Genomic DNA, 26,734 nt, shown 5'->3' on the forward strand with positions numbered 1-26,734 from the left:
CTTAAAATTTTTATTATTTATTTTCCAAATATGTTAATGGTTTATTTACTTCAATTTTTGTTCCGTAATACTTTTTGCTTATATAAGCTTGAATTTCTTTATTGTGATATAACTTTACTAATTTTTTGTAATTAGCATTGTTCTTATTCTTAGCTGCGGTAGCGAGAATATTGACGTTATCTTTAGTACTTTGATCGATTTTTTCGTGGTAGATTGAATCGGTCAAAACATGTAGACCACTTTCCAAAGCGACGGTGTTGGAAATGAGAACGACTGGCACATCATTCAAAACACGGGGACCGGTAGTATCGTCAATTTCTTTGAATTGAAGGTCCTTGGGATTTGAAGCAATATCTTTCGTATTGCTCAAAGCGTTGAAGCCTTTCTTCAAAGTAATTAAACCAGCTGCTTGTAGTAACAATAAGCCACGTGATGTGTTAGCTGGGTTGTTGGCAATAGCAATGGTTGTTCCATTTGGAATATCATTAACTTTCTTATACTTCTTTGAATAGATTCCCAAAGGTTCCAAGTAAGTTGTGCCTAGAGCGGCTAGCTTTCCTTTTGGATTTTGCTTGTTGTAGGCATCGTAATATGACCATGACTGAAAGGCATTGACATCGACTTGGCCTTGGCTAGTGGCAGTATTTAATTGCGCCCCGTCGGTGATTTCCTTTGTCTTAATATTCAGTCCTAACTTCTTGGCTTGAGAACTCTTGGCAATATGTTCCCAGATGTTCAAGTCTGACCCTTGTGAGCCGATCGTTATGGTATCGCTATCGGCTGCTTTCGTGCTCTTGCCACATCCCACTAACAGGATGACTGACAAAAATAAAATTGCTGAAACTAATAAGTTTTTCCCTTTTCTCATTTCCATTCCTCCTCAAGTCTCTAATTATTTTCTAATTTTTTAAGTTGGTTTTAACCAGAAATCTTTCATTTGCTTTGGCCCCCTTTTTTGGTAAAAGATATTTGGATCTAATTGAGTTATTTTGAAGTGTGCTTGGGTTTGTTGCCTGATATGTAAAAGCGCGGAAGGTAAAGCAATCGTAGGAAAGAGGAATATACGGGCGACAGTTAGTCGCCCCCATAAGTTGCTCTATGCGTCTGATCACTAGTCACAACAGGCTTGAACTTTGTTCAAGCCCAATCTAGTTGCTCTTAGTGGCTCAGACACTTAGAGCAACTAAAAAAATCGCCCCTACAAATACAGAACTTCTCTGCAATGTAGGGACGATTACCGTGATACCACCCTAATTCGTATCTTGCTTACACAAAATACCTCAACGACACTAACATGTCCGGGATGATATCGCATCCTTGCGTACCTTTGGCTTTCACCTAGGTAAGACTCCAAGCTCATCTTCAGTTATACGTTCGCTCCACTTTTTCACTATCCAGTGGTCACTATTCAAGCTACTAATAAACCTACTCTTCTCTTCAACGTCTAATTAGATTAAATAAGTTTTAATCATGTGATTGGTGATTAATTTACACTCGTAGTTAAATCTTGTCAACGTCTTTTTTAAAGTCAGTGAGTTTTGAGGAGTAAATTATCGCCAATTTGTACCTATACCAATTTTGGAATTACTGCTTTTAAAGGTACAAAAAAAGGCATCCCTCGAGAGGATACCAAATTATTGATATTAAGAATCAAATTTATTTTTAATTTTTATCACAACTATGAATCACGGCCACAATTCCACTCTGAAAACTGAAGTCGATTGTATCACCAACAAACTCGTTGCTGGCCCAACTTACCGGATGATTTGCACTATAATCATTTAATTTATATTTAGCATCAATCAAATTCATATGTGTCACCGGCCCTAAATTAACAAAGGCAATATACTTCATTCCATTTTCTTTGAAGACAGAATAACGTCCTGGCCTAAAGAAACGAATCGTGTTAGTTGCAGACTTGTAATACAATTTGTCATAAAAATCACTAAATCTAGGATCAAATGGCAAGAATAGATTGACTAAAAAGTGATCAATTCTGCCACCAGTGGCTCCATAAACGTAATATTCTTGAGCATTAAATTTTTCACGAGCAGCTAATAAACATAGCTCTGAGTCAGTATCGTCCTTTTCTGGGGGAAATTTTTCAAAAACTGGCACATTATCTTGCAACAATTTTTGTTCTTTTTTACTGATTGAATCAAAATCCCCGATAGCAATTTCAGGAATAACTCCATTGGCCATCAAATGCAGACTGCCGCGATCAGCTCCCACCCATGGTCCGGGAATTGCCTTGATACTTTTACTCAACTCATCTGGATATTCGCTCTGTGGTCCACCTAAAAGAATATTTACTCGTTTCATTGCTTAGCTTCCAAAGCCACTGAACGTAGGCCGTCAATGCGGCTTTCTAGTCCATCTTGTCCATTGAATAGATATGAGCCAGCAACAAAAATGTCAGCTCCAGCTTTAGCACATTGTGCAATTGTTTCAGAATTGATACCACCGTCAACTTCAATATCGAAATTGTCGTCGGCAGCTGTTTGGCGCAATTGATCCAAACGTTGAATTTTCTTAGTCATACCGGGGATAAATGTTTGACCACCGAAACCTGGGTTAACTGTCATAACTAAAATACGGTCAATAATTGGGAACAATTCTTTAACTGTCTCCAAAGGTGTACCCGGGTTAACTACAACCCCAGCTTTAGCACCATACTTTTTAACTAATTCAATTGAACGATAAATGTGTTGTGTACTTTCAGCATGAATCAAAACAGTACTGGCACCAGCATCAATAACTGTTTTGATGTATGCGTCAGGGTTTTCAATCATCATGTGAATATCTAAAGGCTTGTCAGTAACACGGCGCATACCAGCGATAATTGCTGGACTAAACGACATGTTAGGAACAAAGTTACCATCCATCAAATCAATGTGGAAAACGTCAGCTCCGGCTTTATCAGCTGCTCTAACGTCTCGTTCTAGGTTCATAATATCTGCAGATAAAATTGAAGGTGCAATCTTTACTGTCATTTAAAATCAGCTCCTCAATATCTTTTTTTGTATGAATTAATTTCATTTAAGAAGTATAAGTAATTGTCATAACGGCTGTGCATAATTTTGCCATCCTCTAAAGCCGCTTTGACCTGACAATTGGGTTCATTAACGTGACGGCAACCACGGAACTGACAGCCACCGCTATACTGAAGAAATTCTGGAAAGAGCGTTGGCAATTCTTCTGCCGTTACATTCATCAAATCAATCGATGAAAATCCCGGCGTATCAGCTACTAACCCATCAGCAATATCAAATAGCGATACTTGTCTAGTTGTATGTTTACCACGATTCAAAGTTTGAGAAATCGCTGCAGTAGCGAGTCCCAATTCAGTATCAATGTGGTTCAACAATGTTGATTTACCAGCACCAGACTGACCTGTAAAGACAGTCACTTTATCTGCAAATGTCTCTTCAAGTTTCTCAACCTGCGTATCGTTATAACTATCCTGATCATCAAAAACTTGATAGCCAGCGTTATGGTATCCGGCCAAAATATCCTTCAATTCAAGATATTTTTCTTCACTCAAAAGGTCAGATTTAGTCAAATAAATCAGCGGTGTAATATCGTTATGTTCGATATTGATCAAAATTTTATCCAACAAATTGCTAGAAAAATTAGGTTCGGCTGCTGAAGTGACCACGATTGCTTGATCGATATTAGCAATCGGTGGACGAACTAAGCTATTTTCACGAGGCAAAATCTCGAGAATATAGCCCAAATCGCCCGTCGAATCAAATTTAACTTTATCGCCGACTAAAGGCTTAATTTTACGTTTACGGAAATTACCGCGTGCCCGTGTTCTGATCAATTCAGAATTTTCATCATCTAGAACATCATAAAATCCACTGATTGATTTTATAATTCTTCCTATTCGTTCCATAAATCACCCATTTACTGAACCGCCAAGCACAGTCTTATTGTTGCGTTCGACTATATAGGATCCAGTTTGTCCATCTTTAAGATTAAAGCTCAATGTTACTGGTGTATCTCCGGTAATTGTCATGGTCTTATAAACAGTCCCAATGCTATGTGTCGCATCAGAAATATAAATTGTGACATTGTTACTACCGCTTGAATCGTAAGGAATCGTAATATCTTTAGTTACAGTACTTGTTCCTGACGAATTACTACTGCTGCCGTTGTGCTCCGAATCACTGTCGTCTTTATCGCTACTACTCTTATCTGGGTCTGCACCCTTAGACATTACAACGGACAGCGTACCGCCTTGACTAATTGTACTATTAGCAGTTGGTGTTTGACTAATCAAAAGGCCACTTTCAATCTCATCGGAATATTCATAAGATGTGTTCAAAGTTAAGCCAGTTTCGGAGGCATAGTCTTGAATACTCTTCAAATTGTAGCCCGTCAAATCTCTAACTTTAACAACTTTCGGCTTAACCGTTTTAATTTTAGCCACGGTTAATGTCAAAGACTTATTCTTCGTCACAACCTTCTTACCACGCGGAATACTCTGCTTAATAATCGTTCCGGCATCGTATTGATTGGTTGCTTTGTAATCGACTTTAACTTTGAAACCACGTCGCTTCAAATTATCGGAAACATCTTCATATTGCTTACCAACTAGTTTTGGCATCTTGTAATATGTTGCACCCAAACTGACAACTAAGTTAACTTTGGCACCGTTTTTCAACTTCAATCCTTTAGCGGGAATCGACTTGATCACATGACCTGCGTCAACATCGTCATCATTTTCTTTGGAGACATCCCCAACAGACAGATTCGAACTCTTGAGGATAACGTTGGCCTGCTTGACTGTCAGATTATACAAATCTGGAACAGTCGTCTCTTGATTACTCTTGATCACCATCGCGACAATAAAGAGTATCAAAACTAACGGCACCATTGATGCTAACAAAATCAATTTACGGCGTCGGCTCATCTTCTGTGGTTTCTTCTCTGGTGCTGACTTCTCGACTGCAGCATCGAGTGGCTCCATGACTCTTGTTTCTTCTAAATTATTAATTGGGGTCGGTATAAATTTAGGTTCATCAGCGCGTTCTGGCATCAGACAAGTATTCAGATCATCGCACATCTCACGAACAGATTGATAACGTTGATCTGGATCTTTTGCTGTAGCCTTGAGAACGGCATTTTCAAGTGGCTGAGGGATGTTTGGATCAATCTTCTTTAAATCGGGCATCTCCTCTTTGGAATGCTTCAAAGCGACTGTTACGGCAGTATCTCCGGTAAAGGGAACGTGTTTGGTCAATAACTCGAACAAAATAATTCCCAACGCATAGATATCTGATAAAACAGTTGCTGAACGTCCCTTGATCTGTTCTGGCGACATGTAATGAACTGAACCCAAGAGTGAATTAGTTCTCGTAATCGAACGTTCACTCAGGGCAAGTGCAATACCAAAGTCTGATACTTTAACTTGAATCGGATCTTTCTTCTCATCAACCAAAATATTCTCTGGCTTCAGATCACGATGAATGATTCCGTGTTCGTGTGCATCAGACACTGCCATACAAATCTGTTTCATAATATCGACAACTTCGCGGTATGGAATCGGAAAATGTGTCCGAATATATTTCTTTAGATTCGGACCATCGACATATTCAATGACAATATACTGCACGCCATCATCATTTCCGACATCCAAAACATTCACAATGTTTGGATTTGAGAGACCACTAGTTGCCTTGGCTTCACGTCCAAATCTCCTTTTTACAGACTCATCATCCTGGAGATCATACCGTAAAGCTTTTACAGCCACTTTCCGGTTTAAAAGTGTGTCATTAGCCAAATAAACATTGGCCATCCCGCCTTCACCAAGTGTACCTAGAATCTCATAACGACCGCCTACTAGGTAACCTTTCTCCATCTAGTGATTACCTCCATTATTTTTAGTAGAAAAGAGTAAGGCAGTAATATTATCTCTTCCACCGGCAGCATTTGCCTTGTCGATTAAGATATGACACTTGGTTTCTAGACTCATCTTCTTTTGTGCTAGAACATCTTTGATTTCATTTTCTGGCACCATATTCGTCAAACCATCGGTACATAAGAGAATGATTGAGTTATCCACTAAATCAAAGTCTTTAACACGTGGTTGAACGGTTTGTGAAACTCCGAGTGTCTGCGTAATAATATTCTTCTGCGGATGATTTTCCGCTTCTTCAGGGCTGATTTGACCAGTCTCTAACAATTCGTGAACCAATGAGTGATCGACACTCAACTGCTTCAATTCACCGTCAGTATAAATGTAGCATCTAGAATCACCGACATTTACGACCATCATCTTGTCCCCGATGAAGAACACCCCGACCATTGTTGTTCCCATACCATTTAAATCATCAAATTGGTTGGAAACGGAAACGATACGGTCATTTTCCTTACTCAATTCGCGAATGATCCATTCACGTAGTTCAGCAATATTGTCAACTTCTGATTCTTCGAAATTGTGACCTAAATGAGAGACAGCCATATCTGAGGCAACGTCGCCACCACGGTGTCCACCCATACCATCAGCTACAATTCCAAAAACAATATCTTTCTTATTCTTGAAAACATTCACATAGTCCTGATTGTTTTCTCTGAGTTTTCCAACATCAGTTAATAACGCATATTCCATCAGTTTAGACCTTACCTCTTTAATTTTTTCTAACGAAAGTAGCTATAAAGAAACCATCCGTAAAGTAATCACTTGGTAGAACCTTAAGCATGCCATTCTTAACGGAATCATCCATCACTGAATCATGCTTAACTGGTACTAATTCAAAATTCTTGTTAGCAGCTAAGAATTTCTCAACTACTTGTTCGTTCTCTTCTTCATCGAAGGTACATGTACTGAAGACCATCTTACCGTTGACTTCGAGTAGATCAACCATGCTGTTCAGAATTTCTAGTTGAACACGTTGCAAGTTCATCAAATCTTCTGGTTGACGGAAATATCTCAACTCTGGTTTTCTTCTCATCAAACCAAGTCCAGAACATGGAGCATCAACTAAAATACGATCAAATGTTGTGTTCAAAATATCTTTAGCTTTACGAGCATCAGTTGCCCCAGTACTAATAATATCTTGATAACCCATACGTTCACTGTTGCTACGGATCAACTTAGTCTTGTGTTTGTGAATATCCAAGGCTGTAACTTCACCCTCACCAGACTTAATGTAACTGGCGATGTGAGTTGTCTTTCCACCAGGGGCAGCACAGGCATCAAGCACACGGCTATTTGGTTGTAAATCAAGTGCAGGAGCGACTAACATTGAACTTTCATCTTGAATTGTGTATAGTCCGGCTCTGAATTCATCAGTGTCGACCAAGTTACCACTCTCACAGACTAACCCAACTGCTGAAATTTTGCTTGGTTTTACGTCAAATCCTTTATCTTGTAAAACTTTTTGTAAATCGGCCACAGTTGTCTTGTTTGTATTTACACGAATAGAAACGTTTGAAGGTTGGTTGATAGTCTTCAAAATTTCTTTAGTTTTTTCAAGACCTTGTTGTTCAACAAATTCATCGACTAACCAGCGAGGCACACTGTACAAAAGACTCATATCATAAACTGTATCTTTACCTGGCATCTCTCTAGTACCATGGCGTTGGAAGTTTCTCAAAACAGCGTTAACTAAATTACCGGCACCTTGATTGGCACGCTTTTTAGCGATTTCAGTTGATTCATTCAAAATGGCATGAGCCGGAATCTTGTCCAAGTAGCACATTTGATAAATGGCTGTTTGTAGTAACAAATCCAACCATAGATCAAGTTTCTTATCTTTCAAATATGGTTCCAATTGATATTCCAAAACGTATTTATGTTGAATTACGCCATAGACGATATTTGTCATCAAGCGACTATCCGCATCAGACATATCAGCCTTATTTAAAAGGTTGCTGATTTCGATATTTGAATATGCTTTGTTTTGGAAAACTCTTGTTAGTGCTTCGACTGCTAATGCTCGGGATTATTTTTCATCAATAATTTGTTGTCCTTTTTCTAGATTCTTGCCCATTCCGTTCATGTAATTGGCAATATCCATCATTTTTTTACCTGCTGGTTGAATCTTCTTGATTGAAACACCTTGACCATCACCGGCAACGATGACTAATTTTTTCTTGCCTAGGTCAAAAATTGTTCCAACTGCTTGATCTGAATTGATTTCAACAACTTCAGTTGAATAAAGTTTCGTTCTTTGACCATCGATCAAAGTCCAGGCACCAGGATCAGGGCTCAAAGCTCTAATTTGGTTGAAAACTTCTTCAGCTGGTTTTGTGAAATCAATGTGTTCTTGTTCTTTAGAAATATTAGGTGAGAAAACCACTTGATCTGGATCTTGTTTAATTGGGTGGATATCACCACTCAAAATCTTAGGAATGGTATCCAACAATAACTCACGACCAACGACTGCCATTTTTTCAAAAAGACTGCCATTGTCATCATCACGTGTGATTGGTAATTTTTCTTGGCTGATAATATCACCAGCATCCATCCCTTTAACCATGTACATAATTGTAATACCAGTTTCTTTGTCGCCATTAAGCAGTGACCATTGAATTGGGGCACCGCCACGATACTTAGGCAATAAGGAACCGTGGACATTGATAGCTGCCACTTTAGCTGATTCCAAGAAACTAGTTGGTAAAAATTGACCATAAGCTGCTGTGACGATTAGGTCAGCATTTAAAGCCTTGAGCTCCTCAACTTCAGGACTGCCTGGCAACTTAACTGGTTGATAAAGTTTGATGTTTTCATCTTCAGCAACAAGTTTTACAGGGCTCTTTTGAAGTTTTTGCTTACGTCCAACTGGCTTATCCGGCTGTGTTACCGCAGCGATAATGTCATAGCCCTCTTTTAGTAATCCCTTTAAAACTGTCGCTGAAAATTCTGGTGTACCTAGAAAAATTATTTTTGTCATTCAATCACCCTCATTAATCAATATGTTGTGGTTCATTATCAATCGCAATCGTAAAGCCATTTTTAGCATCAGCTTGCGTCTCATTTAAAATTTCTAATAATCTTTGGTGCAATTGTGGCTCATGCTTATATTTTACAATAATTTGATAATAATATTTGTTTTGTTTACGCGAAATCATCGTTGGACTTGGCCCTAATAGGATAGCATCCTTCGATAAAGCCGTTTGTAGCTGTTTTTTCAGCCAATAACTTTGCTTGAGCGTCTTACCTTCATCTTGGTTTGCGACACTGATCAGCGTTGTAAAGTAGTATGGCGTGTAATTTGATTGATGTCTGAGATACATTTCTTGTTTGAAGAAAGTTTCATAATCCTGCTTAGCGGCATCTTTAATCGCATAATGATCTGGATTAAATGTCTGAATAATTACGTGACCAGTTTTTTCAGCCCGACCGGCTCGACCACTGACTTGTGTCAATAGTTGGAAAGTCCGTTCACTAGCTCGAAAATCAGCCAAACTTAACGTTGTATCCGCATTAATAACCCCGACTAGTGTAACATCTGGAAAATCCAATCCTTTAGCAATCATCTGCGTACCCAACAAAATATCAGCCTTATGCTGACCAAACTGTTTCAAAATTTTTGCATGGGCACCTTTTCTTCTCGTTGTATCGACATCCATTCGTAAAACACGTGCTTCTGGGAATAAATCATTTAATTGCTGTTCGATATTTTGCGTTCCAGTACCGTAAAAACCAATCTTAGTACTGTGACAGTTCGGACAAATCTTGGGAACTGGTTCTTCATGTCCACAATAGTGACACTTCATTTTACCAAGGTCTTTATGATAAGTCAGCGAAACATCACAGTTTGGACATTTGAGTACGAATCCACACTCACGACACATCATAAATGAAGAATAGCCACGACGATTCAATAAAACTATCGCCTGATTATGATCTGCTAAAGTTTTTTCCAAACCAGCTTTCAATGCCGGCGAAAAGTCACCTTTAACAGCTGAATTTTCGGCATCACGCATATCAACAATATGAACATGTGGCAAAACTTGATTGTTGATACGTTTCTTCATTCTGATTAGCTTGTAAACGCCCTTCTCAGCTCGTGCACGTGATTCTAATGAAGGCGTAGCACTACCGAGTACCACCGGACATTTATTAACCTGGGCCCGCCACAAAGCGACATCACGCGCATGGTATCTCGGATTATCATCTTGCTTGTAACTGGCCTCATGTTCCTCATCAATAATAATCAAGCCAATGTGATTTAGAGGCGCAAACACAGCACTTCTGGCTCCGACAACCACTTTGACATCATGATTCTCAATTCGAGTCCATTCGTCATAACGTTCGCCATTCGACAAACCACTGTGTAAAACAGCCACTTGATCACCAAAACGACCAACAACTCGGTTAACCATCTGTGGCGTCAAAGATATTTCAGGCACCAACATCAAGGCAGTCTTGTCCTGTTGTAAAGCTTTCTCAATTGTCTGTAGGTAGACTTCAGTCTTACCACTACCAGTAACACCTTCAATCAAGAAAGTCTGTGGCGTCTGGTTTTCAATCGATTCAGTTATCTGGTCGACCGCCACTTGTTGTTCATCTGTCAAAGCTAACTTAGTTGTCTTCTCGGGAGTAATTCCTACTGGTTTACGTAATTTAGTAACTTCGACTACCTTAACGAGTTTATTTTTCTCAGCCGTCTTAATTGCAGCACGAGAAATTCCATAATCTTTTTCTAAAACATTGAATTCAACTGGTAAATCATTCAGATTATCAGCTAAAAACTCCAACAATTTAATCTGTGACTTCGCATTAGCACGTAATTGACTCTTGGCCTCATGCAGCTGAATCACATTTAAGTCAGTCGTCACAGCCTGTCGTTTAACTTGAACAGCTTGGTTTTCAACGACATATTGAATATCAACCTTTTCATCTTTGCGCAAGCGATTGATCAACTTGACGGTTTCATCATCGATCTGATTTGTAATTTCAAACGTTGGTTTTCCTTGAAGCAAGTTCATTACTTCGGGGTCATCGGCAACGACCGGAATCACGAATTGTTTATATTTAGCGCGCATGACACTTGGCAACATCGTTTGTAGACAAGAAATTTGAAACGAATAAGTTCGATCAGCCAACCATGATGATAAATCCAACATTTCGGTCGATAAAACAGGCTTCAAATCAATCACACGAGAAATCGGTTTTAATTTACCTTGAAAGTCAGACTGATCCTTAACCTTCATCACAAAACCTTGAATTTTACGTTTACCACGACCAAAAGGCACTTCAACACGCATCCCCGGTACGACCACATCGGACAAAGTATCAGGAATCATGTATTCAAAAGGTCGGTTCGTTTGCATCGTCGGAACATCAACGATTATCTCTGCTACTGCCATAAAAGCCCACCTATCTGAATTTATTGTCGTTCACTTCCGCCTCCGGTTGTCAGAAATATAGCCTGCTGTAGGAACCGGTGCGAGCCAAAGTCTCACACCTCCACTGCTAGTTATATTTCTGACAACCGGAGGCTATTCTCTATATGTATACTATTTCTTAATCAATTACTTAATAATCCTCATGATTAAAATTACGATATACATGTTTCTTTAATATTATATAAAACACAGGATTCTCTATTTATACTATTGAGTAAGTAAAAAATTACGACCATTACAATCTTAACCTATTAAGATTAACCGCAAATAATAGAAAGCCTCAACTATAACAAAAAACTAGCTGGAGTTTGAGATGGATGGAGTTCTGCAGTGAAAGTGATGTTAGGGCTTTAGCCCTTACATCACTGGACGTATTTTGAGACGCGGTTTTCGGCTCAAAATCGAGGGTCGAGACCTTGGCTCGAGCCGGTCCCACAGCGAACTCCATCCCTCACAATCCCTGGCGGCACAGAAAAAAACCCTCACCAATTATCGAAAATCAGTGAAGGAATAATTTTATTTGTCTTCTTTTTTCTCTTCTTCAACCTTTTCGGCTTCTTTTTCAAGAAGAATTGAATTAGGATCGATTTCAATTTTATCATCGGCAATTTCTTCAAAAGCACGGCCAACGGTTCTTGGTGACTCATAGTGATTCAATAATTCAATATCACCATTTTCTAGTTGGTGCGCACGTTTAGCAGCTAGAACTGCTAGTGAATAACGAGAATCTACTCGATCTAAAAGCTTATCAATTGATGGATAAATAATCATAAATTATCAATCTCCTATTATTTTTTTGTATTGGTCAATTACACGTGGCACTCTCAAGTGTTCACTTCTAATTATACCTTCAATTTTTTCAACTGCATTAGGTATTTTATCATTAACGACGGCATAGTCATAGCTTGTCATCATTTTGATTTCTTTTTTAGCCTTTTCCATACGTTTGTCGATAGTCTTCTCATCGTCTGTTCCACGGTGAGTGATCCGATCGCGCAAACTTGTCAAATCAGGTGGTGTTAGGAAAAGAAATACGCCATCAGGCATCTTTTCACGGACTTGCATCGCACCGTTGACTTCGATCTCTAACAATACATCAATTCCGGCATCAAGCTTTTGATTAACATATTTTAAAGGTGTTCCATAGTAATGATCGACGTACTTAGCATATTCAAGCATGCCACCATTCTTTATTTCCTCTTCAAATTCTTCATTGGTACGGAAATAATAATCGACTCCATCGACTTCACCAGGACGCATTTGACGTGTAGTCATCGAAACAGAATAATCAAATTTAATTGATGAATTCTTCAACATCGCTTTTCTAACAGTTCCTTTACCAACACCTGAAGGACCTGATAAAACGATCAACATTCCCCTTTTTGACATAATTAAGTTATCCCTACTATCTATATAATATGATATCTATAATGCAATAAAATCACATGTTTTTCAAGGTTTTGACTGAGGTCAAGATAAAATTTTATTAAGAAAAACAAAAATAGAGTTGCTCTTTCGAACACAGGTTCGTATAATGTAAGTACAAACAAGTGTTCGGGGGCTTAAACATGCAAGCTAGACAATTACGTAATCATTTCACTACAAATTTAATCAACAATACCACTAATTTTATTAATAATAATTTTGATTTCAACCTTCAAGTCGAAACAAAACCTCAAGTAAAACAGATGCCTTTAATGCAACTAGAACTTTTCGCAGAACAAAGTTTTCGTAATAAATACTCTGTCGTTATTACAATGTTAAACGACAAGCAGCTTCAAGGCAAATTTATTTCACAAGTTAATGAAAATAAATACGTTTTCAAGATGAATTCAGCACTCTTTGAAATCGTCATGCTAAACCAAATTAAATCAATTAACTTAGTCTAAACGTTTCTGTTCGCCTTGGGCTAATTCCAACAATTCTTGGGCATGTTGTCGTGTCAAATCGGTAACCTTTGTCCCAGCTAACATTAATGATATTGCATCAACTCTTTGGAGATCGTTAAGTAATGAAACTCGTGTTTCAGTTTTGTCCTTAACGGTCTCTTTTTTGATCTCAAATTGACGTTGACTCATAGCTGCCACTTGAGGCAAATGGGTGATACAGAGTACCTGCAAGAATTGTGAAACTTTATAAATTTTATCACCAATAGCTTGGGCGACACGTCCACTGACACCAGTATCAATTTCATCAAAGACAATTGTCTCAACATTCATCTTCTCAGCAATGATAGCTTCAAAAGCCAAAATAACACGGGATAACTCACCACCAGAAGCCACTTTCACTAATGGTTTGAAGTCTTCACCAACATTAGTCTTCAAGTCAAAACGAATCTGATCGATACCATTAATAGAAGGACTTTCCTCTTCTAGTGCCGCAAATGTTACACCAAATTTAGCATTGGGCATATATAAATCCTTCAATTGATGATTGATTGATTTTTCCAAAGTCGTTGCCGTCTTATGACGTTGCTTAGAAAGCGTCTTACCTAAATCAGTCAATGTCTCTTGCATCTCGTTGATTTCTTGTTCCAACTTCGACTCAGTATTATCGTCAATATCAATTTCTGACAATTCGTGATGAGCGTTCTTTCCAAAATCAATTACTTCGTCCAATGTTGGACCATATTTCTTCTTGAGACTATCTAAGGTAATCAAACGTTTTTGAATATTGTCGAGGCGATTCTCATCAAAATCAAGACTCTCCAATTGATCGGCAATTGTGGAAGCATTGTCTTGTAATTGATAGTAGGCACCATTGACTGAGTCATACAATTCCTTATATGAGTCATCATAATCCATAATATCTTCCAATTGATCACGGACATTCCCCAATGAATCGACTACTCCAGTATTGTTCTCAGACAAGCCACGGTAACTCTCTTGCAAAGCTGAACTGATTTTTTCAAAGTTAGACAACTGATTCTTTTCGTCCTCTAACTTATCATCTTCTCCAGCAACAACTTTGGCACTATCAATATCTTCAATTTGAAACTTCAACATATCAATACGTTGAGCTAAATTTTGTGAATTTTTCTGAATCGTACGTAAACGACTTCTTTTATCTTGATACTCTGTAAAGAGCTGTTGATATTTAGCAAGTTCAATCTGAAAATCATCGTCAGCAAAACGGTCCAAAATATTGATATGATTATCTTCATCTAAAAGTTCTTGTTGCTGATTTTGACCATGAATTTCAACCAAAAACTTTCCAACTTGACGTAACACATTAGTTTTAACCAACTCATTGTTGATACGACAGACATTTCGACCTTTACGGTTGATCTCACGCTTGATAATTAGTTGATTATCTTCATGGGCAATTCCATATTCGTCCAAGATAGCAAAAAGAGGACTACTTGATTTCACTTCAAATAGTCCCTGCACATTGAGTTGCTCTTGTCCTGTTCTAATAAAATCAATTGACGATCTACTGCCGACTAGTAGGCCCAAAGCATCGATAATGATTGACTTACCTGCACCAGTTTCCCCAGTCAAAGCAGTCATTCCGCCATGAAAATCAACTTGCAATTTATTGATAATCGCAAAGTTATTGATTATTAATTTTTTTAGCATTATTTCACCTATCTAGAGATTAAAAGTTTTCCGTTTCCAGAGCTGAGAGTATTCATCTGTTGCGCGGAACGGCCCGAGCCAAAGTTCGGTCTCGAACCTCGGTTGAAGCCTTTCCACAGACCGGAAAGTCTCCAACTCGCCCGGTGGTGTAATGGCTAAAGCCATAACGCCACTTTCGCTGCTGATGAATACTCTCAGCTCTTCCAACTAGTTTTTTTTAGTTAAAATAAATGATCATATGAAAACTTCTGACCCATCAAAATTACGATATTAGTTGATAATTTATCACAAATATTTCTTAGTCTAAAACTGATTGAACATAAATACATTTGAACATTTTTACACTCAATTAATAACAGTTAACTAGTCGGAAGAACTGGGAAATATTTGTGTGCCGTGGTAGTGATATAAGGATGGGAGATTCCTCCCGTCCTTATATCACCGGACGTGTTTGGAGACTTGACGAACTGTGTCAAGGCTTCAAACCGAGGTTCGAGACCGCACTTTGGCTCGGGCCGTTCCGCACAGCTTGTGAATATTTCCCAGTTCTGTAGACGGAATATTTCAACTATTTGTTAAGACTTGAGTATGCTGCTTCCATGGTCTTTTCAACGGAAACGTTCTCTAAAATTTCACCTGGTTGTTCTGTTTCTGGTTTTTGAATATGCATCAAGAATTCGATGTTACCTTCGCCACCTTTGATTGGTGAGAAGTCTAAGCCTGAAACGATAAAACCGGCGTTTTTAGCAAAGTTAGTAATCTTTTCCAAAACCATTTGGTGAACTTTGTGATCTCTGACAATACCATGTTTACCAACGTTTTCAGGACCAGCTTCAAATTGAGGTTTGATCAAACAAACTGCATCTGAACCTGGCAAAATGATGTTAAACATTGGTGGCAAAATTAGCTCCAAAGAAATAAATGAAACATCGGTCATCGCAAATTGTGGCAAGCCTTCATGAAAGTCTTCTGGCTTGCTGTAACGGAAGTTGACACGTTCCATAACTACAACTCGTTCATCTTGACGGAGTTTCCAAGCTAGTTGGTTATAACCGACATCTAAGGCATAAACTTTTGTAGCGCCATTTTGTAAGGCCACATCAGTAAAACCACCTGTTGATGAACCGATATCTAGACAGATACGATCCTTCAAGTCGATATCAAACGACTTCAGAGCTTTCTCTAGCTTATAACCACCACGGCTAACGTACTTGCTGTGGGCATTCTTTGCTAAATGAAAGACAGTATCAGCCGCAACTTTTTCGCCGGGTTTGTCATAACGAAGGTTGTCTTGATTGTAGACTTCCCCTGCCATTACCGAGCGCTTAGCTTGTTCTCTCGATTCAAATAAATTTTGTTGAACTAGTAAAACATCAATTCTCTCTTTTGCCAATATATGTCACCTATTCTTTAAAATAATCCAAAAAGCTTACCAATAAGTTTTTATCGAATTCTTTTTCCTTTAAAACTGCATTTAAAGCATCTTTGACAAGATCCTTCAGTTTAGCTTGCGTAGCTTCTTTTCCAATTAAGTTTGGAAAAGTATTCTTATCGGTATCTTCACCATCGTCAGCGTCATTCAAATCATCTTTGAGCTGGAAAGCTAAACCGATATCATTAGCATATTGTACCAGATTTTTCGATAACTCGTGACCAGCAGAAAATGCACCAATCGTCACTGCCGCTGTAATTAAATCAGCGGTTTTTTGTTTGTGTAAAGTTGTCAATTCGTCTTCGTTCAATAACTTGTCTTCCATAGTGATGTCAGTCATTTGACCGGCTACCATCCCCATTGGACCAGCATTATGAGCTAAGATTCTGACAGCTGCCATCCGCTTATCTGTACTGAGATTAGACTTGGCAATCCAGTAGAAAGCTTGTGTCAACAACCCATCACCAGCTAAAACGGCTGGCCCAACGCCAAACTTTTTGTGATTAGCTAATTTACCACGGCGATAGTCGCTGTCATCCATTTCCGGTAGGTCATCATGAATCAATGAATATGTGTGCACCAATTCAATCGCACCGGCAATGTCGAAGTATTTTGGCAAGTCTTCAGGTTTAACACCACAAGAATAAGCCACGGCTAAAAAGAGCATTGGACGAACACGCTTACCGCCAGCATCTAGTGAATAGAGCATAGCATCACGAAGCGTTGTCTGTTTGATTTCAGCATTTAATCTGTTATTTAAAAATTTATTGAAGTCTGGCAAAACTTGTTCACAGAACTCTTGAAAATTTTTAATTTCCATAACTAATCTTTACCTTCGTCTTGATCATTTTTCATGTTGATCTCTTGACCATCTTTAGTCATGATCTTGGTTACAGTTGCTTCAGCATCACTCAAAGTCTTTTCGAGTTCTTTACTCAAAGTAACACCCGTCTTGAACTTCTCCATGGCCTCTTCCAATGGAACATTACCAGATTCGAGGTTGGAAACGATTGCCTCTAGATCAGCTAAATTTTCTTCAAATGTTTTCTTTTCAGCCATTATTATCCTCGCTTACTTCTTTGGTTATTAACTTGACGTTACCATGTTTAACTCTCAAATCGACTGAATCGCCAACTTGATAGTCCGTTACATCTCGTAAAACTTTTCCATTCTTACCAGTCGGAATTGCATAACCACGACTCAACGTCTTTAAAGGACTGAGTGAATCGAGCGTTGCAACTTGGCTGTTAAAGATATTACGGTTTTTATTGATTATTTTGTTTACATTATTGATTAAAATTTGATAATTACGGTTAACTTGGTTGCCATAGCTATAAATTTGTTCACGTGGCGAAACACGGACCAAACGATTAGCATCTTGCACCAAAGTATTTTTCGAACGACTCAAAATATTTTGTGTGTTCTGTTGCAATTTATCTTTCAGAAAATCAACTTTCTGTAGATACACTTCGTATATTCGCTCTGGATGTTGTAAAAAGACATTCTGAGACAGTGTTTGTAGCTTTTGCTGGTAGTTAGCTATGATATTGTTTTGTGCACTGTAAAGTCTCGTATGGAGATCTTGTAGGTGTTCCAAAACATCAGTCAAAACTGGAGTTGCCAGTTCAGCAGCAGCTGTCGGTGTTGCAGCGCGTAAGTCAGCTACTAAATCAGCAATTGTCGTATCGGTCTCATGACCAACTGAACTAATTACCGGTATCTGACTTTCAACAATAGCTTGTGCAACGATTTCTTCATTGAAAGGCCACAAGTCTTCAATTGAACCACCACCACGACCAATAATGATCGTATCGAAATTGCCAGCTTCATTGATTCGCTTAATTTGACGAACAATTGTTGTGGCAGCTTCATCACCTTGCACTTGTGCCGGATACAAAACTAATTGCACGATTGGGTAACGTCGACCCACAGTCGTCATAATATCGTGAATAACGGCCCCAGATTGACTTGTCACAACGGCAATTCGCTTAGGGAACTGAGGAATTGGCTTCTTGGGCAAATCAAACACACCCTGCTGAGCCAATTTCTTTTTCAACTGTTCAAACGCTAGATACAATGCACCTAATCCAGCTGGTTCCATCGAATCAATATAGATTTGATACGAACCACTTGGTTCATACAGTGAAATCCGTCCCTGAACAAGAACTTGCATGCCTTCTTCGGGTTGAAACTTAACTTTTTCAAAACTACTTCGAAACATGATTGCCGAAATTTTAGCCTTATCATCTTTCAAAGAAAAATATTGATGAGCCTTCGGACGCATCCGAAAATTGGAAATCTCACCCATCAAATAGACGTGGCCCAAATAAGGGTCCACGTCAAATTTTCTCTTCAAATATTGGCTTAAAGCGGTAACTGTTAAATATTGCTCATTATCCATTTGCCCTGCCTTCGGCTAATTCAATCACTTGATCCACAAGGGCAGTGATTGTCATTGGACCAACACCACCAGGAACTGGCGTCATCATGGCAGCTTTATTCTTCACATCTTCAAAATCAACGTCGCCACAAAGTTTACCGTTCTCGTCTCGGTCCATTCCGACATCGATCACAATAGCTTGGTCTTTAACGTAATCTTGAGTAATGAATTTAGCTTTTCCAATGGCTACAACTAGCACATCAGCCTTACTTGTAATTTCTTTGAGGTTCTTAGTATGAGAATGTGTAATCGTAACAGTGGCATTACGATCCAACATTAAAGCAGCAGTTGGCTTTCCAACAATATTGCTACGACCAACGATAACGACATTTTTGCCATCAAGGTCAACATCGTAGTGATCCAACATCATCAAAATACCTGAAGCAGTGGCTGGCTTAGTAAGTGGTGTGCCAATCCAAAGATTCCCGACACTGATTGGTGTAAATCCATCAACGTCCTTGTGGGGATCAATTGCTTCAATAACTTTATCTTCATCAATATGGTCTGGAACTGGTAATTGAACGATAAAACCATCAACTGTTTGGTCATTGTTTAGTTCATCGATTTTTTCCAATAATTCCTGTTCGGAAACAGTGTCTTCGAAGTGAATCAATTGAAAGTTAATACCCAATTTCTCAGCACGACGCTTCTTATTGCGAACATACACAGCGCTGGCACTATTATCACCAACTAAGATAACCGCTAGACCAGGTGTTACGCCCTTTTTCTTCAAATCAGACACACGTTGTGCCATTGTTTCATCTAAAGCTGCTGCTACTTTCTTACCTTCTAATAATTTCACACTAATCACCATAAAAAGGCTGGTAAATTTACCAGCCTTTACCCTTCTACAAAATTAGATAGAATACCATTAACGAAGGACTTAGAGTCCTTGTCGCCAAAGTCGCCAGCAATTTCGATAGCTTCATCGATTGCAACTTTCTTTGGCACTTCTAAACTGTTTTCCATTTCAAATAAACCAGCGCGTAAAATTACACGGTCAATACGGGACAGTCTTTTAACTGTCCACTTGTTCTTTAGATGAGTCGCAATTTTTTCATCAAGTTCATCCTGATGTTCAATTGTGCCAGAAACTAAGAATGTTAAATAATCAGGAACAGTTTCGTCAGTCAAATCGCATAATTGCATGGTAGATGCGATGGCAACCTCTGGAGTGTCCTGAGTGGTTTCAATGGAAAATAGTGATTGAACTGCGAGTTCTCTGATCTTATGTCTACTTATCACTAGTTTTATTCCTTTTTATCAGTTGTTACACGTTCTATTTCGCCAGATTCTTTCTTAGCAATCAAGCCAACAACATGCACATTAATTTCACTTAAGTCTAAATCGGTCATGAATTCAAGCTGTTCAATGGCTGATTTTTGGATCTCCAAGGACACCTTAGGAATCGATACGCCATAATCTAGATATACATAGACACTAGCGGATATTTTACCCTCATCAAATGACACATCAACGCCTTTACCATGGTTGATACGGCCGAAAAGCGAATCAATTCGACTTGAAATAGTTCCACGCATTTCGTAGACGCCATCAACTTGGTTTGTAGCAATCCCTAGCAGGATCTCAATAACTTGATGTGATATTTCAACATTACCGTTTATTTTTCCACTATCTTGTTGTAGAGAAACATATTTTTGTTCAGCCATAAACTTATCTCCATAATCAGTTATTAATTAGCACGTGAAATATAAGTACCATCTTGTGTGTTAATAGTTAACATATCATCTTCATTAACGAAGAATGGTACTTGTACTACTAAGCCTGTTTCCATTGTAGCTGGTTTTGAACCACCTGATTGTGTATCACCCTTGATTGAAGCTTCTGTAGCAACAACTTTAAGGTCAACTGTGTTAGGTACATCAACACCAAGTGTTTCACCGTTGTACATCATGATAGTAACTTCCATGTTTTCCTTCAAGTACTTCAATTGGTTTTGAATTTGTTCTGCAGGAATAGTTAGTTGCTCGTAAGTTGTAGTATCCATGAAGACGTGGTTTTCACCATCAGCGTATAGATATTGCATCTTTTTGTTTTCAATAGTAGCTTTCTCAACTTTAGCAGTTGATCTGAAAGTCATTTCTTGAACAGCACCAGTTCTCAAGTTCTTTAACTTTGAACGTACAAAGGCACTACCCTTACCTGGTTTAACGTGTTGGAATTCGATAACACGCCAAATGCTGTCCTTAACCTCGATTGTTAAACCATTTTTAAAATCATTTACTGAAATAGCCATTTTATTCTCCCTTGATTCATACAGATTTTGCCGATAAAACACTATACATTATCTTACCAATATTTACGTGTTAATGGCAATAACTCAAGCTTATTATATAAAAAAAAGAGGAACATTGTCCTCTTTTCTCTCAATATATTAATATACTGAAACTTTTCTCTTGTCTTTGCCAAGTCTTTCGAACTTAACAACGCCGTCAGTAAGAGCGAACAATGTGTCGTCTCCACCGCGACCAACGTTTGTACCAGGGTGAATCTTTGTACCACGTTGTCTGTAAATAATTGAGCCAGCTGTGATAGCTTGGCCATCAGCACGCTTAGCACCTAATCTACGACCTGCAGAGTTACGGCCGTTACTTGTTGATCCACCACCTTTATGGTGAGAGAAAAATTGTAAATTCATCTTAAGCATGAAGTTTACCTCCTAATCAAGATCTATCTTATTTTTTTGTACTTGAACTTCAATGTTTTTGGAATAACTGCCTTCAATATCCTTAAGGATCCAAAACAGGTTATCCAATAACAAGGCAGTATCGTGTGATATCGCTTTGTCAAATTGGCATCCGAGATGCCCACCGTTTACTTCATCCATGACCACCTGAGGACTGGCCCCAGTGAGTTTCTCCAGATTGTTGATTGTCCCAATTGTTACCGCTGAAACAGCAGCACAAACTAAATCTTGACCATAAGGTCCCGAATCGGCATGTCCTTTAATTAAAAAGGAATCAATTTTTTGATCTGAATTCTGGTGAAAACTAGCTCTAATCATGATTAAGCCTTGATACTATCGATAAGTACCTTTGTATATGGTTGACGGTGACCTGTCTTCTTGTGTGAATGCTTCTTAGGTTTGTACTTGTAAGTAACAACTTTCTTTTCCTTACCTTGTTTTTCAACCTTACCAGAAACACTAGCGCCTTCAACAACAGGGCTACCAATCTTAATATCGTCTCCGTCAGAAACTAGAATTACATCATCAAATGTAACTGCGTCCCCTTCTTTGACATCAAGCTTTTCAACATAAATTGAAGCATTTTCTTCAACTTTATATTGCTTACCACCAGTTTTAATAATTGCGTACATAAGCGTACACTCCCTTCTAAGACTCGCCAATCAGGTGCACTAAGCTTAAACCTGATTTTGAGCGGTTGTAGATGCAATAGTGATTGCAACTTATAAAATATAGCAAATTTCACTTGCTTTTTCAACTATTCTCGGGAAGTTTTTTCATTTTCCATCGAACATTCTTTAAAGAAAAATAACTCAACAAGATAAATCCCAACAGATTTAGCAATAATGAAACGATACCAATCCAGTCATAACGCGTATGAATTTCAACGATATTCTTACCCGGATGTGTTCGCAAACTAATCGTCTGTCGGTAAGATTCATGCGTTGCCACATTTTCATTATTCAATTGAATTCCATAACCTGCATAATTTTGAACGGGTAAATCCAAATTTGCTGAATCCGTGCCATAATATTGAACCCAATAATCATTTTCTTTGGTATAGAAAGACACAGCCGTCTTACGATTATTGACTAGAAATTGATTTTGACCATGACTAGCTGCATCGTGATAATCAACGACAAATTTTTCATAATTAACTTTAGGATTGGCCGACAAAGTTTGTTCTGGCGTGAGTTGCATGCTCTGTGAATAGATCAAGAACACCCCACCAGTCATCGTGGCTAACAACAATAACCACTTAAAAATGCCCGGAAATTCCTGAAAAATTAAAATCAACATCCGACAGACCACGATAATCAAAAATAAGTCCAGAATACTTTGCAGGGCCATAATCATTCGACTGACATCTACCCCACTGACATTCCATTTATTAAGCAAAACAATCGTGAGTGGAATCATTTCCAAAATCAACACTTTGTAGCTGAAACGACTTTGCAGAAAAATCATCAAGACTAATAGAGCCATTAAGACCCCAATACTTAATAATAAATATCTTTGTAACGTTGAAAAATCTATATTGTTAAACCATTTTACATAATCAATATTTTTAATCGGATCTTGAATCAATTTCTGTGACCACTGTTGATTGACCAATGGCCCAATAAAGGCAATAGTCGTCAAAATAGTAACCCCTAAGGCTATTAACGAGTTCAACGCTAACTTGCCCCAGTAACGCCAATGATGAGCTTCCTTGGTGAAAATCAGCAGTATGTAAACAGACAAAATGGTCACAAATACTGCCAGTGCCATATACGGTGCAGTCCAGACAGTCAAAATCATCCCCCAGACTAACGTTTGCCAACCACGATTCTTAAAGAACAGATAGGCTCCGTAATAGACCATGGGCAAGAAAATCAATACAAGGTAATTCTCAATCCGCTGATTCTGAAAAACTAAATTAAACCGATTAAACGAAAACGTATAAATTACAGAAAAAAGAATTGCTTCAAAAGTATCGTGTGAAAACTTATTCATATAGAAATAAGCACTAACAAAAGTTAAAAATGTCAGGATCGTCAAATAGACCCAAAAGCCCCAAAACACATTCAATTTAACTAATAACCACCCCGGCAATAACGTTAGCCATGGACTAAAGAGATTGATCTGACTACCCGAATGATTCCAATAGTTAAAATTTATCGGTGAAGTAAAAATATTGCCTAAGCTTTTTAAATGAGCAATGTTAAAGATCATCGTGTCGCCGAAACTAGCTTGACGATAAAAAATTACGGTATAAAAAATACTAAATGCTAAAAAAATGAATCCTAAAATAATTCTTTTCCATGAACGATTCGACACGGGTAAAACTCCTTTGTTTAAAGGTTCCATCTCCAGGGCGGAGAATATTCACCTGCTATGCGGACCGGTCCGAGCCACAGTACGGTCTCGAACCTCGGTTTGAAGCCTTACCAAAGACCGGTAAGTCTCCAAACACGCCCGGTGGTGTAATGGCTAAAGCCATAACGCCACTACCACAGCGGGTAAATATTCTCCGCCCTTCCGACTAATTTATTTTTTACTAATAATTCCATAAATACACTGAACACGTAAATATATTACAACTTGAAATATTACAGTAGCCTTTTCAAGTTAAATCTTTTACTGAGTTAAAAGCTTGGAAACTTAACCATATTAAAAAGTTATACAACCCTAGCTAATTAAATACACTAGCCAGAGGTCGTGAGGGATGGAGTTCAGCAGTGACAGTTATGTTAGGCTGGCGGTTTTCCAGTCTTACATAACAGGACGTCTTTTGAAATTCGCGAACTCTGCGAAGTTCAAAAGCGAGGGTCGAGACCGCCCTTTGGCTCGAGCCGGTCCCACAGCGAACTACATCCATCACGACCTCTGGCAGCATATATCCATTACGCACGGTGCTAGTTGATGACCTATTACAAATATTTCATAGTCTAAAATTGTTTAAATACTTTCACATTCAACTAATAACGATTGATTAGTCGGAAGAGCTGGGAAATATTTGTGTGCCGTGGTAGTGGTATACGTACGGAAGGAATCTTCCGTACGTATACCACCGGACGTGTTTGGAGACTTGACGAACTGTGTCAAGGCTTCAAATCGAGGTTCGAGACCACATTTTGGCTCGGGCCGTTCCGCACAGCTTGAGAATATTTCCCAGCTCTGGAGACGGCATACTTAACTAGCACCACGCGTATCCCATTATACTAAAAAAAGGATTGTGCATACTGGTTCTCACACAATCCTTTGATAATATTCAATTTTTTTACTACGCTAAGGTAGTCATGACCAAGCGTCCCAATACTAGGAAGAAGAAAACCGCTGCAACGACCAGCTTACCCCGTTTCAAATTCCACTTCTTGAAGACTCTTGTAATTAGTACTAGGGCGATTACTAAACTAATACCAATTAAAATCCCCATTAAATTACTAATAATTGCTTGTTGTGTCAAAAATGCAACAACTACATCCATCAAAATGAAAGCAATTGTAATAATAAACGAAAACTTTCTTTTCAAATCTCCACCTCTAAAATCCCAAGCATTATAAATAACGCTTAAACTTTAAGCACTTCGAGGCTATTGTAAATTTAAATTATTTTCTTTGCAAGATATATTTTTATTTGTATGCCAAAAATACTAATACATCAACAAATATTTTTTTATAACTTATATGATTGCCATGGTAGATTCTCCGAGTAACGCTGATTGATAACAGAGATACTCTTCAAATCGTCGGAATCAAGCTCCATAACTAAACGGTCATCGTCAAACAGTGGCCACTCGTATTTGATTTCCTCTTCGTAAGGCTTGCCACTGACCACAAAATCCAATAGTAGATTTAGTAAATACTGTTGATTCTTACGATAATCAATATTCAATTCAGCTGCCGGCGTGTTCAAATAACGGATTATACCGCCATGTTGGCCGTCAAAAACCGTTGTGGAATTACAATACACTTCAGCGTCAGGAACCCTAGCCAATAGTCCAGCAAGTCTTCTAGCTGGCAAACGATACATGGCAGTACCCAACATTTTTACAAAATCATTTTTCGAATAAGTTTCTGGTAAAAGATTCTTCTTCAAAATTTCACTATTTTCACCGAAAAGGTCCGTTAAGACATCATTTTCCAAGTGATTGATTCCCATATCTTTATAGCTTTCTAATTCATTGTTTCCAGCAGAAATAATTGACTTGAAATGAGTTCTCTCCAAACGTTGTAACAATTTTTCAGACCAATTCTCAGAAATCAAATCATCATCAACGACTGGTCCAAACCAATTTGTGGCAATGTGTTGATCAATTGCCCGCTTTTGAACTAGCTGTAAACCATCATCAGTTAAATTAAATAAATCCTTGGATGATTTAATCTTATTTACCTGACAAATCCTTTCAGAAACTTTTTGTGCTGTTTCCAAGTCCCGGATTGTCTGAACACCGCCAGAAAATAACATGACTTTTTGGACACGGTCAGGAATCATCGAATTAGATGCCATTAAAGCCCCGATTGACTTAGCACCAGCTGACAGACCAGCCAAAGTAATATTTGTGACATCGCCACCAAAACTTTGAGCATTGTCCAATACCCACTGAATTGCCATCAATTGATCAGACAATCCAACGTTGGTATCGCCACCTTCAACGACACCCCAGCCGAATAATCCTAATCGATAATTAGGCACGACATGAACGACCGACTGATGATCCAGCCACGACATCTGTTTACTATAATTACCGCCTCGTAAAAATCCACCGCCGTAAAACTCAATAACGATTGGAAATTTACCATCCACATCAGGGGTACAAATATCTAGATTTAAACAATTTTCACCAAAACTGATTTTATCATCTTGATTAAGCGCATCATCTTGCATTGGTTGGACACTCTGATGAACCGCATAGTGCATTTTATTAACTTCGTTTGTTCCAAATTTTGCCATCGAAAATTCCTCAGCTCGTTTGAAACGGCGTCCATAACCAAAAGGAACACCTAAAAAGTCGACATGATTATGATCCATCACGCCATGATAAGTACCTGTAGTTGTTTTCATTATCTTCTTCATTTAAAAATAAACCCCCAATGAACAAAATATCAATTTAGTTAATATTCTAAACTAATAATATCAATGCACAAGAATTTAATGTAACCATTTTTACATTATATTAATCTCAATTAATTAATAATTTTCCTTGTCTACTAAAATAACATTGTATATAA

At 38.3% G+C, this 26,734-nt stretch carries 27 protein-coding genes and 1 other annotated feature; of the genes, 1 reads left to right on the top strand and 26 read right to left on the bottom strand.

All coding sequences use genetic code 11. The annotated features are described in order from the left end of the window. Positions 1-13 precede the first annotated feature (13 nt). The 11 genes from JP39_RS06935 to gmk all read right to left on the bottom strand — a co-directional run bounded on the left by JP39_RS06935 (position 14) and on the right by gmk (position 12,753). Positions 14-868 (bottom strand): MetQ/NlpA family ABC transporter substrate-binding protein, encoded by an 855-nt coding sequence (locus JP39_RS06935; RefSeq protein ID WP_041499626.1) that lies wholly within the window; start codon positions 866-868, stop codon positions 14-16. Between the two features lie 794 nt (positions 869-1,662). Then, positions 1,663-2,322: a thiamine diphosphokinase gene (locus JP39_RS06940; RefSeq protein WP_041499625.1), complete on the bottom strand. Its 660-nt coding sequence runs from the start codon at positions 2,320-2,322 to the stop codon at positions 1,663-1,665. After that, on the bottom strand, positions 2,319-2,993 hold the full coding sequence (gene rpe / locus JP39_RS06945) for a ribulose-phosphate 3-epimerase (RefSeq protein ID WP_041499624.1): 675 nt from the start codon (positions 2,991-2,993) through the stop codon (positions 2,319-2,321). Before rpe ends, JP39_RS06940 begins: the two co-directional genes overlap by 4 nt. Positions 2,994-3,007: 14 nt before the next feature. Beyond that, on the bottom strand, positions 3,008-3,898 hold the full coding sequence (gene rsgA, locus JP39_RS06950) for a ribosome small subunit-dependent GTPase A (RefSeq protein ID WP_041499622.1): 891 nt from the start codon (positions 3,896-3,898) through the stop codon (positions 3,008-3,010). A gap of 3 nt (positions 3,899-3,901) precedes the next feature. Further along, the gene (gene pknB / locus JP39_RS06955) at positions 3,902-5,866 is read right to left on the bottom strand and encodes a Stk1 family PASTA domain-containing Ser/Thr kinase (RefSeq protein WP_041499621.1); all 1,965 of its coding nucleotides are present in this window, start codon (positions 5,864-5,866) and stop codon (positions 3,902-3,904) included. Next, positions 5,867-6,616, bottom strand: a complete 750-nt coding sequence (locus JP39_RS06960; protein ID WP_041499620.1) for a Stp1/IreP family PP2C-type Ser/Thr phosphatase — start codon at positions 6,614-6,616, stop codon at positions 5,867-5,869. A gap of 19 nt (positions 6,617-6,635) precedes the next feature. After that, complete coding sequence (gene rsmB / locus JP39_RS06965; protein ID WP_245626368.1) at positions 6,636-7,892, bottom strand: 16S rRNA (cytosine(967)-C(5))-methyltransferase RsmB; 1,257 nt, start codon at positions 7,890-7,892, stop codon at positions 6,636-6,638. A gap of 60 nt (positions 7,893-7,952) precedes the next feature. Continuing rightward, entirely contained in the window at positions 7,953-8,903 is a 951-nt protein-coding gene (gene fmt / locus JP39_RS06970; RefSeq protein ID WP_041499617.1) for a methionyl-tRNA formyltransferase, read from the bottom strand. A 13-nt stretch (positions 8,904-8,916) separates the two neighbouring features. After that, entirely contained in the window at positions 8,917-11,325 is a 2,409-nt protein-coding gene (priA, locus tag JP39_RS06975) for a primosomal protein N' (RefSeq protein WP_041499616.1), read from the bottom strand. 555 nt (positions 11,326-11,880) lie between these two features. Next, positions 11,881-12,135 carry a DNA-directed RNA polymerase subunit omega gene (gene rpoZ / locus JP39_RS06980; protein ID WP_041499615.1) on the bottom strand — a complete coding sequence of 85 codons (255 nt, stop codon included), beginning with the start codon at positions 12,133-12,135 and terminating at the stop codon, positions 11,881-11,883. Between the two features lie 6 nt (positions 12,136-12,141). Then, positions 12,142-12,753 carry a guanylate kinase gene (gmk, locus tag JP39_RS06985; RefSeq protein WP_041499613.1) on the bottom strand — a complete coding sequence of 204 codons (612 nt, stop codon included), beginning with the start codon at positions 12,751-12,753 and terminating at the stop codon, positions 12,142-12,144. Positions 12,754-12,932: 179 nt separating this feature from the next. Here gmk and JP39_RS06990 point away from each other — a divergent pair, with 179 nt between their 5' ends. Beyond that, a complete protein-coding gene (locus JP39_RS06990) occupies positions 12,933-13,253 on the top strand; it encodes a hypothetical protein (protein WP_041499612.1) in 321 nt (106 codons plus the stop codon). Here the strand turns inward: JP39_RS06990 and recN are convergent. From recN to JP39_RS07065, 15 genes are all read right to left on the bottom strand, one after another. Further along, complete coding sequence (recN, locus tag JP39_RS06995) at positions 13,245-14,942, bottom strand: DNA repair protein RecN (RefSeq protein ID WP_041499611.1); 1,698 nt, start codon at positions 14,940-14,942, stop codon at positions 13,245-13,247. The genes JP39_RS06990 and recN overlap by 9 nt on opposite strands. 568 nt (positions 14,943-15,510) lie before the next feature. Then, positions 15,511-16,335, bottom strand: a complete 825-nt coding sequence (locus JP39_RS07000) for a TlyA family RNA methyltransferase (RefSeq protein ID WP_041499610.1) — start codon at positions 16,333-16,335, stop codon at positions 15,511-15,513. Positions 16,336-16,345: 10 nt separating this feature from the next. After that, a complete protein-coding gene (locus JP39_RS07005) occupies positions 16,346-17,194 on the bottom strand; it encodes a polyprenyl synthetase family protein (protein ID WP_041499609.1) in 849 nt (282 codons plus the stop codon). A 2-nt stretch (positions 17,195-17,196) separates the two neighbouring features. Beyond that, positions 17,197-17,433 (bottom strand): exodeoxyribonuclease VII small subunit, encoded by a 237-nt coding sequence (locus JP39_RS07010; RefSeq protein ID WP_041499608.1) that lies wholly within the window; start codon positions 17,431-17,433, stop codon positions 17,197-17,199. Then, a complete protein-coding gene (gene xseA, locus JP39_RS07015; protein ID WP_041499607.1) occupies positions 17,426-18,775 on the bottom strand; it encodes an exodeoxyribonuclease VII large subunit in 1,350 nt (449 codons plus the stop codon). Before xseA ends, JP39_RS07010 begins: the two co-directional genes overlap by 8 nt. Continuing rightward, positions 18,768-19,616: a bifunctional 5,10-methylenetetrahydrofolate dehydrogenase/5,10-methenyltetrahydrofolate cyclohydrolase gene (locus tag JP39_RS07020; protein ID WP_245626319.1), complete on the bottom strand. Its 849-nt coding sequence runs from the start codon at positions 19,614-19,616 to the stop codon at positions 18,768-18,770. Before JP39_RS07020 ends, xseA begins: the two co-directional genes overlap by 8 nt. 38 nt (positions 19,617-19,654) lie before the next feature. Further along, the gene (gene nusB, locus JP39_RS07025; protein ID WP_041499604.1) at positions 19,655-20,059 is read right to left on the bottom strand and encodes a transcription antitermination factor NusB; all 405 of its coding nucleotides are present in this window, start codon (positions 20,057-20,059) and stop codon (positions 19,655-19,657) included. Positions 20,060-20,064: 5 nt separating this feature from the next. Continuing rightward, positions 20,065-20,484 carry an Asp23/Gls24 family envelope stress response protein gene (locus JP39_RS07030; protein WP_041499603.1) on the bottom strand — a complete coding sequence of 140 codons (420 nt, stop codon included), beginning with the start codon at positions 20,482-20,484 and terminating at the stop codon, positions 20,065-20,067. A 23-nt stretch (positions 20,485-20,507) separates the two neighbouring features. Beyond that, positions 20,508-21,071, bottom strand: a complete 564-nt coding sequence (gene efp, locus JP39_RS07035; RefSeq protein WP_041499602.1) for an elongation factor P — start codon at positions 21,069-21,071, stop codon at positions 20,508-20,510. Positions 21,072-21,209: 138 nt separating this feature from the next. Continuing rightward, positions 21,210-21,482 (bottom strand): 50S ribosomal protein L27, encoded by a 273-nt coding sequence (gene rpmA, locus JP39_RS07040; RefSeq protein ID WP_041499600.1) that lies wholly within the window; start codon positions 21,480-21,482, stop codon positions 21,210-21,212. 12 nt (positions 21,483-21,494) lie between these two features. Continuing rightward, on the bottom strand, positions 21,495-21,839 hold the full coding sequence (locus tag JP39_RS07045; protein ID WP_041499599.1) for a ribosomal-processing cysteine protease Prp: 345 nt from the start codon (positions 21,837-21,839) through the stop codon (positions 21,495-21,497). 2 nt (positions 21,840-21,841) lie between these two features. Then, positions 21,842-22,153, bottom strand: coding sequence for a 50S ribosomal protein L21 (gene rplU, locus JP39_RS07050; RefSeq protein ID WP_041499598.1), 312 nt, complete (start codon positions 22,151-22,153; stop codon positions 21,842-21,844). Positions 22,154-22,162: 9 nt separating this feature from the next. Beyond that, positions 22,163-22,230: a sequence feature (ribosomal protein L21 leader region), on the bottom strand. Positions 22,231-22,274: 44 nt separating this feature from the next. Next, entirely contained in the window at positions 22,275-23,840 is a 1,566-nt protein-coding gene (locus tag JP39_RS07055; protein ID WP_041499596.1) for a glycosyltransferase family protein, read from the bottom strand. A 946-nt stretch (positions 23,841-24,786) separates the two neighbouring features. Next, a complete protein-coding gene (locus JP39_RS07060; RefSeq protein WP_041499593.1) occupies positions 24,787-25,035 on the bottom strand; it encodes a hypothetical protein in 249 nt (82 codons plus the stop codon). 143 nt (positions 25,036-25,178) lie between these two features. Then, positions 25,179-26,579, bottom strand: coding sequence for a carboxylesterase family protein (locus tag JP39_RS07065; RefSeq protein WP_041499592.1), 1,401 nt, complete (start codon positions 26,577-26,579; stop codon positions 25,179-25,181). Positions 26,580-26,734 lie beyond the last annotated feature (155 nt).

The organism is Companilactobacillus heilongjiangensis (assembly GCF_000831645.3).
GTDB lineage: Bacteria > Bacillota > Bacilli > Lactobacillales > Lactobacillaceae > Companilactobacillus > Companilactobacillus heilongjiangensis.

Bases quoted from the DNA above. Each gene is read 5' to 3' on its own strand.
- JP39_RS06935 (WP_041499626.1), bottom strand. From the start codon at position 868: ATGAGAAAAGGGAAAAACTTATTAGTTTCAGCAATTTTATTTTTGTCA.
- JP39_RS06940 (WP_041499625.1), bottom strand. From the start codon at position 2,322: ATGAAACGAGTAAATATTCTTTTAGGTGGACCACAGAGCGAATATCCA.
- rpe (WP_041499624.1), bottom strand. From the start codon at position 2,993: ATGACAGTAAAGATTGCACCTTCAATTTTATCTGCAGATATTATGAAC.
- rsgA (WP_041499622.1), bottom strand. From the start codon at position 3,898: ATGGAACGAATAGGAAGAATTATAAAATCAATCAGTGGATTTTATGAT.
- pknB (WP_041499621.1), bottom strand. From the start codon at position 5,866: ATGGAGAAAGGTTACCTAGTAGGCGGTCGTTATGAGATTCTAGGTACA.
- JP39_RS06960 (WP_041499620.1), bottom strand. From the start codon at position 6,616: ATGGAATATGCGTTATTAACTGATGTTGGAAAACTCAGAGAAAACAAT.
- fmt (WP_041499617.1), bottom strand. From the start codon at position 8,903: ATGACAAAAATAATTTTTCTAGGTACACCAGAATTTTCAGCGACAGTT.
- priA (WP_041499616.1), bottom strand. From the start codon at position 11,325: ATGGCAGTAGCAGAGATAATCGTTGATGTTCCGACGATGCAAACGAAC.
- rpoZ (WP_041499615.1), bottom strand. From the start codon at position 12,135: ATGATTATTTATCCATCAATTGATAAGCTTTTAGATCGAGTAGATTCT.
- gmk (WP_041499613.1), bottom strand. From the start codon at position 12,753: ATGTCAAAAAGGGGAATGTTGATCGTTTTATCAGGTCCTTCAGGTGTT.
- JP39_RS06990 (WP_041499612.1), top strand. From the start codon at position 12,933: ATGCAAGCTAGACAATTACGTAATCATTTCACTACAAATTTAATCAAC.
- recN (WP_041499611.1), bottom strand. From the start codon at position 14,942: ATGCTAAAAAAATTAATAATCAATAACTTTGCGATTATCAATAAATTG.
- JP39_RS07005 (WP_041499609.1), bottom strand. From the start codon at position 17,194: ATGGAAATTAAAAATTTTCAAGAGTTCTGTGAACAAGTTTTGCCAGAC.
- JP39_RS07010 (WP_041499608.1), bottom strand. From the start codon at position 17,433: ATGGCTGAAAAGAAAACATTTGAAGAAAATTTAGCTGATCTAGAGGCA.
- xseA (WP_041499607.1), bottom strand. From the start codon at position 18,775: ATGGATAATGAGCAATATTTAACAGTTACCGCTTTAAGCCAATATTTG.
- JP39_RS07030 (WP_041499603.1), bottom strand. From the start codon at position 20,484: ATGGCTGAACAAAAATATGTTTCTCTACAACAAGATAGTGGAAAAATA.
- efp (WP_041499602.1), bottom strand. From the start codon at position 21,071: ATGGCTATTTCAGTAAATGATTTTAAAAATGGTTTAACAATCGAGGTT.
- rpmA (WP_041499600.1), bottom strand. From the start codon at position 21,482: ATGCTTAAGATGAATTTACAATTTTTCTCTCACCATAAAGGTGGTGGA.
- JP39_RS07045 (WP_041499599.1), bottom strand. From the start codon at position 21,839: ATGATTAGAGCTAGTTTTCACCAGAATTCAGATCAAAAAATTGATTCC.
- rplU (WP_041499598.1), bottom strand. From the start codon at position 22,153: ATGTACGCAATTATTAAAACTGGTGGTAAGCAATATAAAGTTGAAGAA.
- JP39_RS07065 (WP_041499592.1), bottom strand. From the start codon at position 26,579: ATGAAGAAGATAATGAAAACAACTACAGGTACTTATCATGGCGTGATG.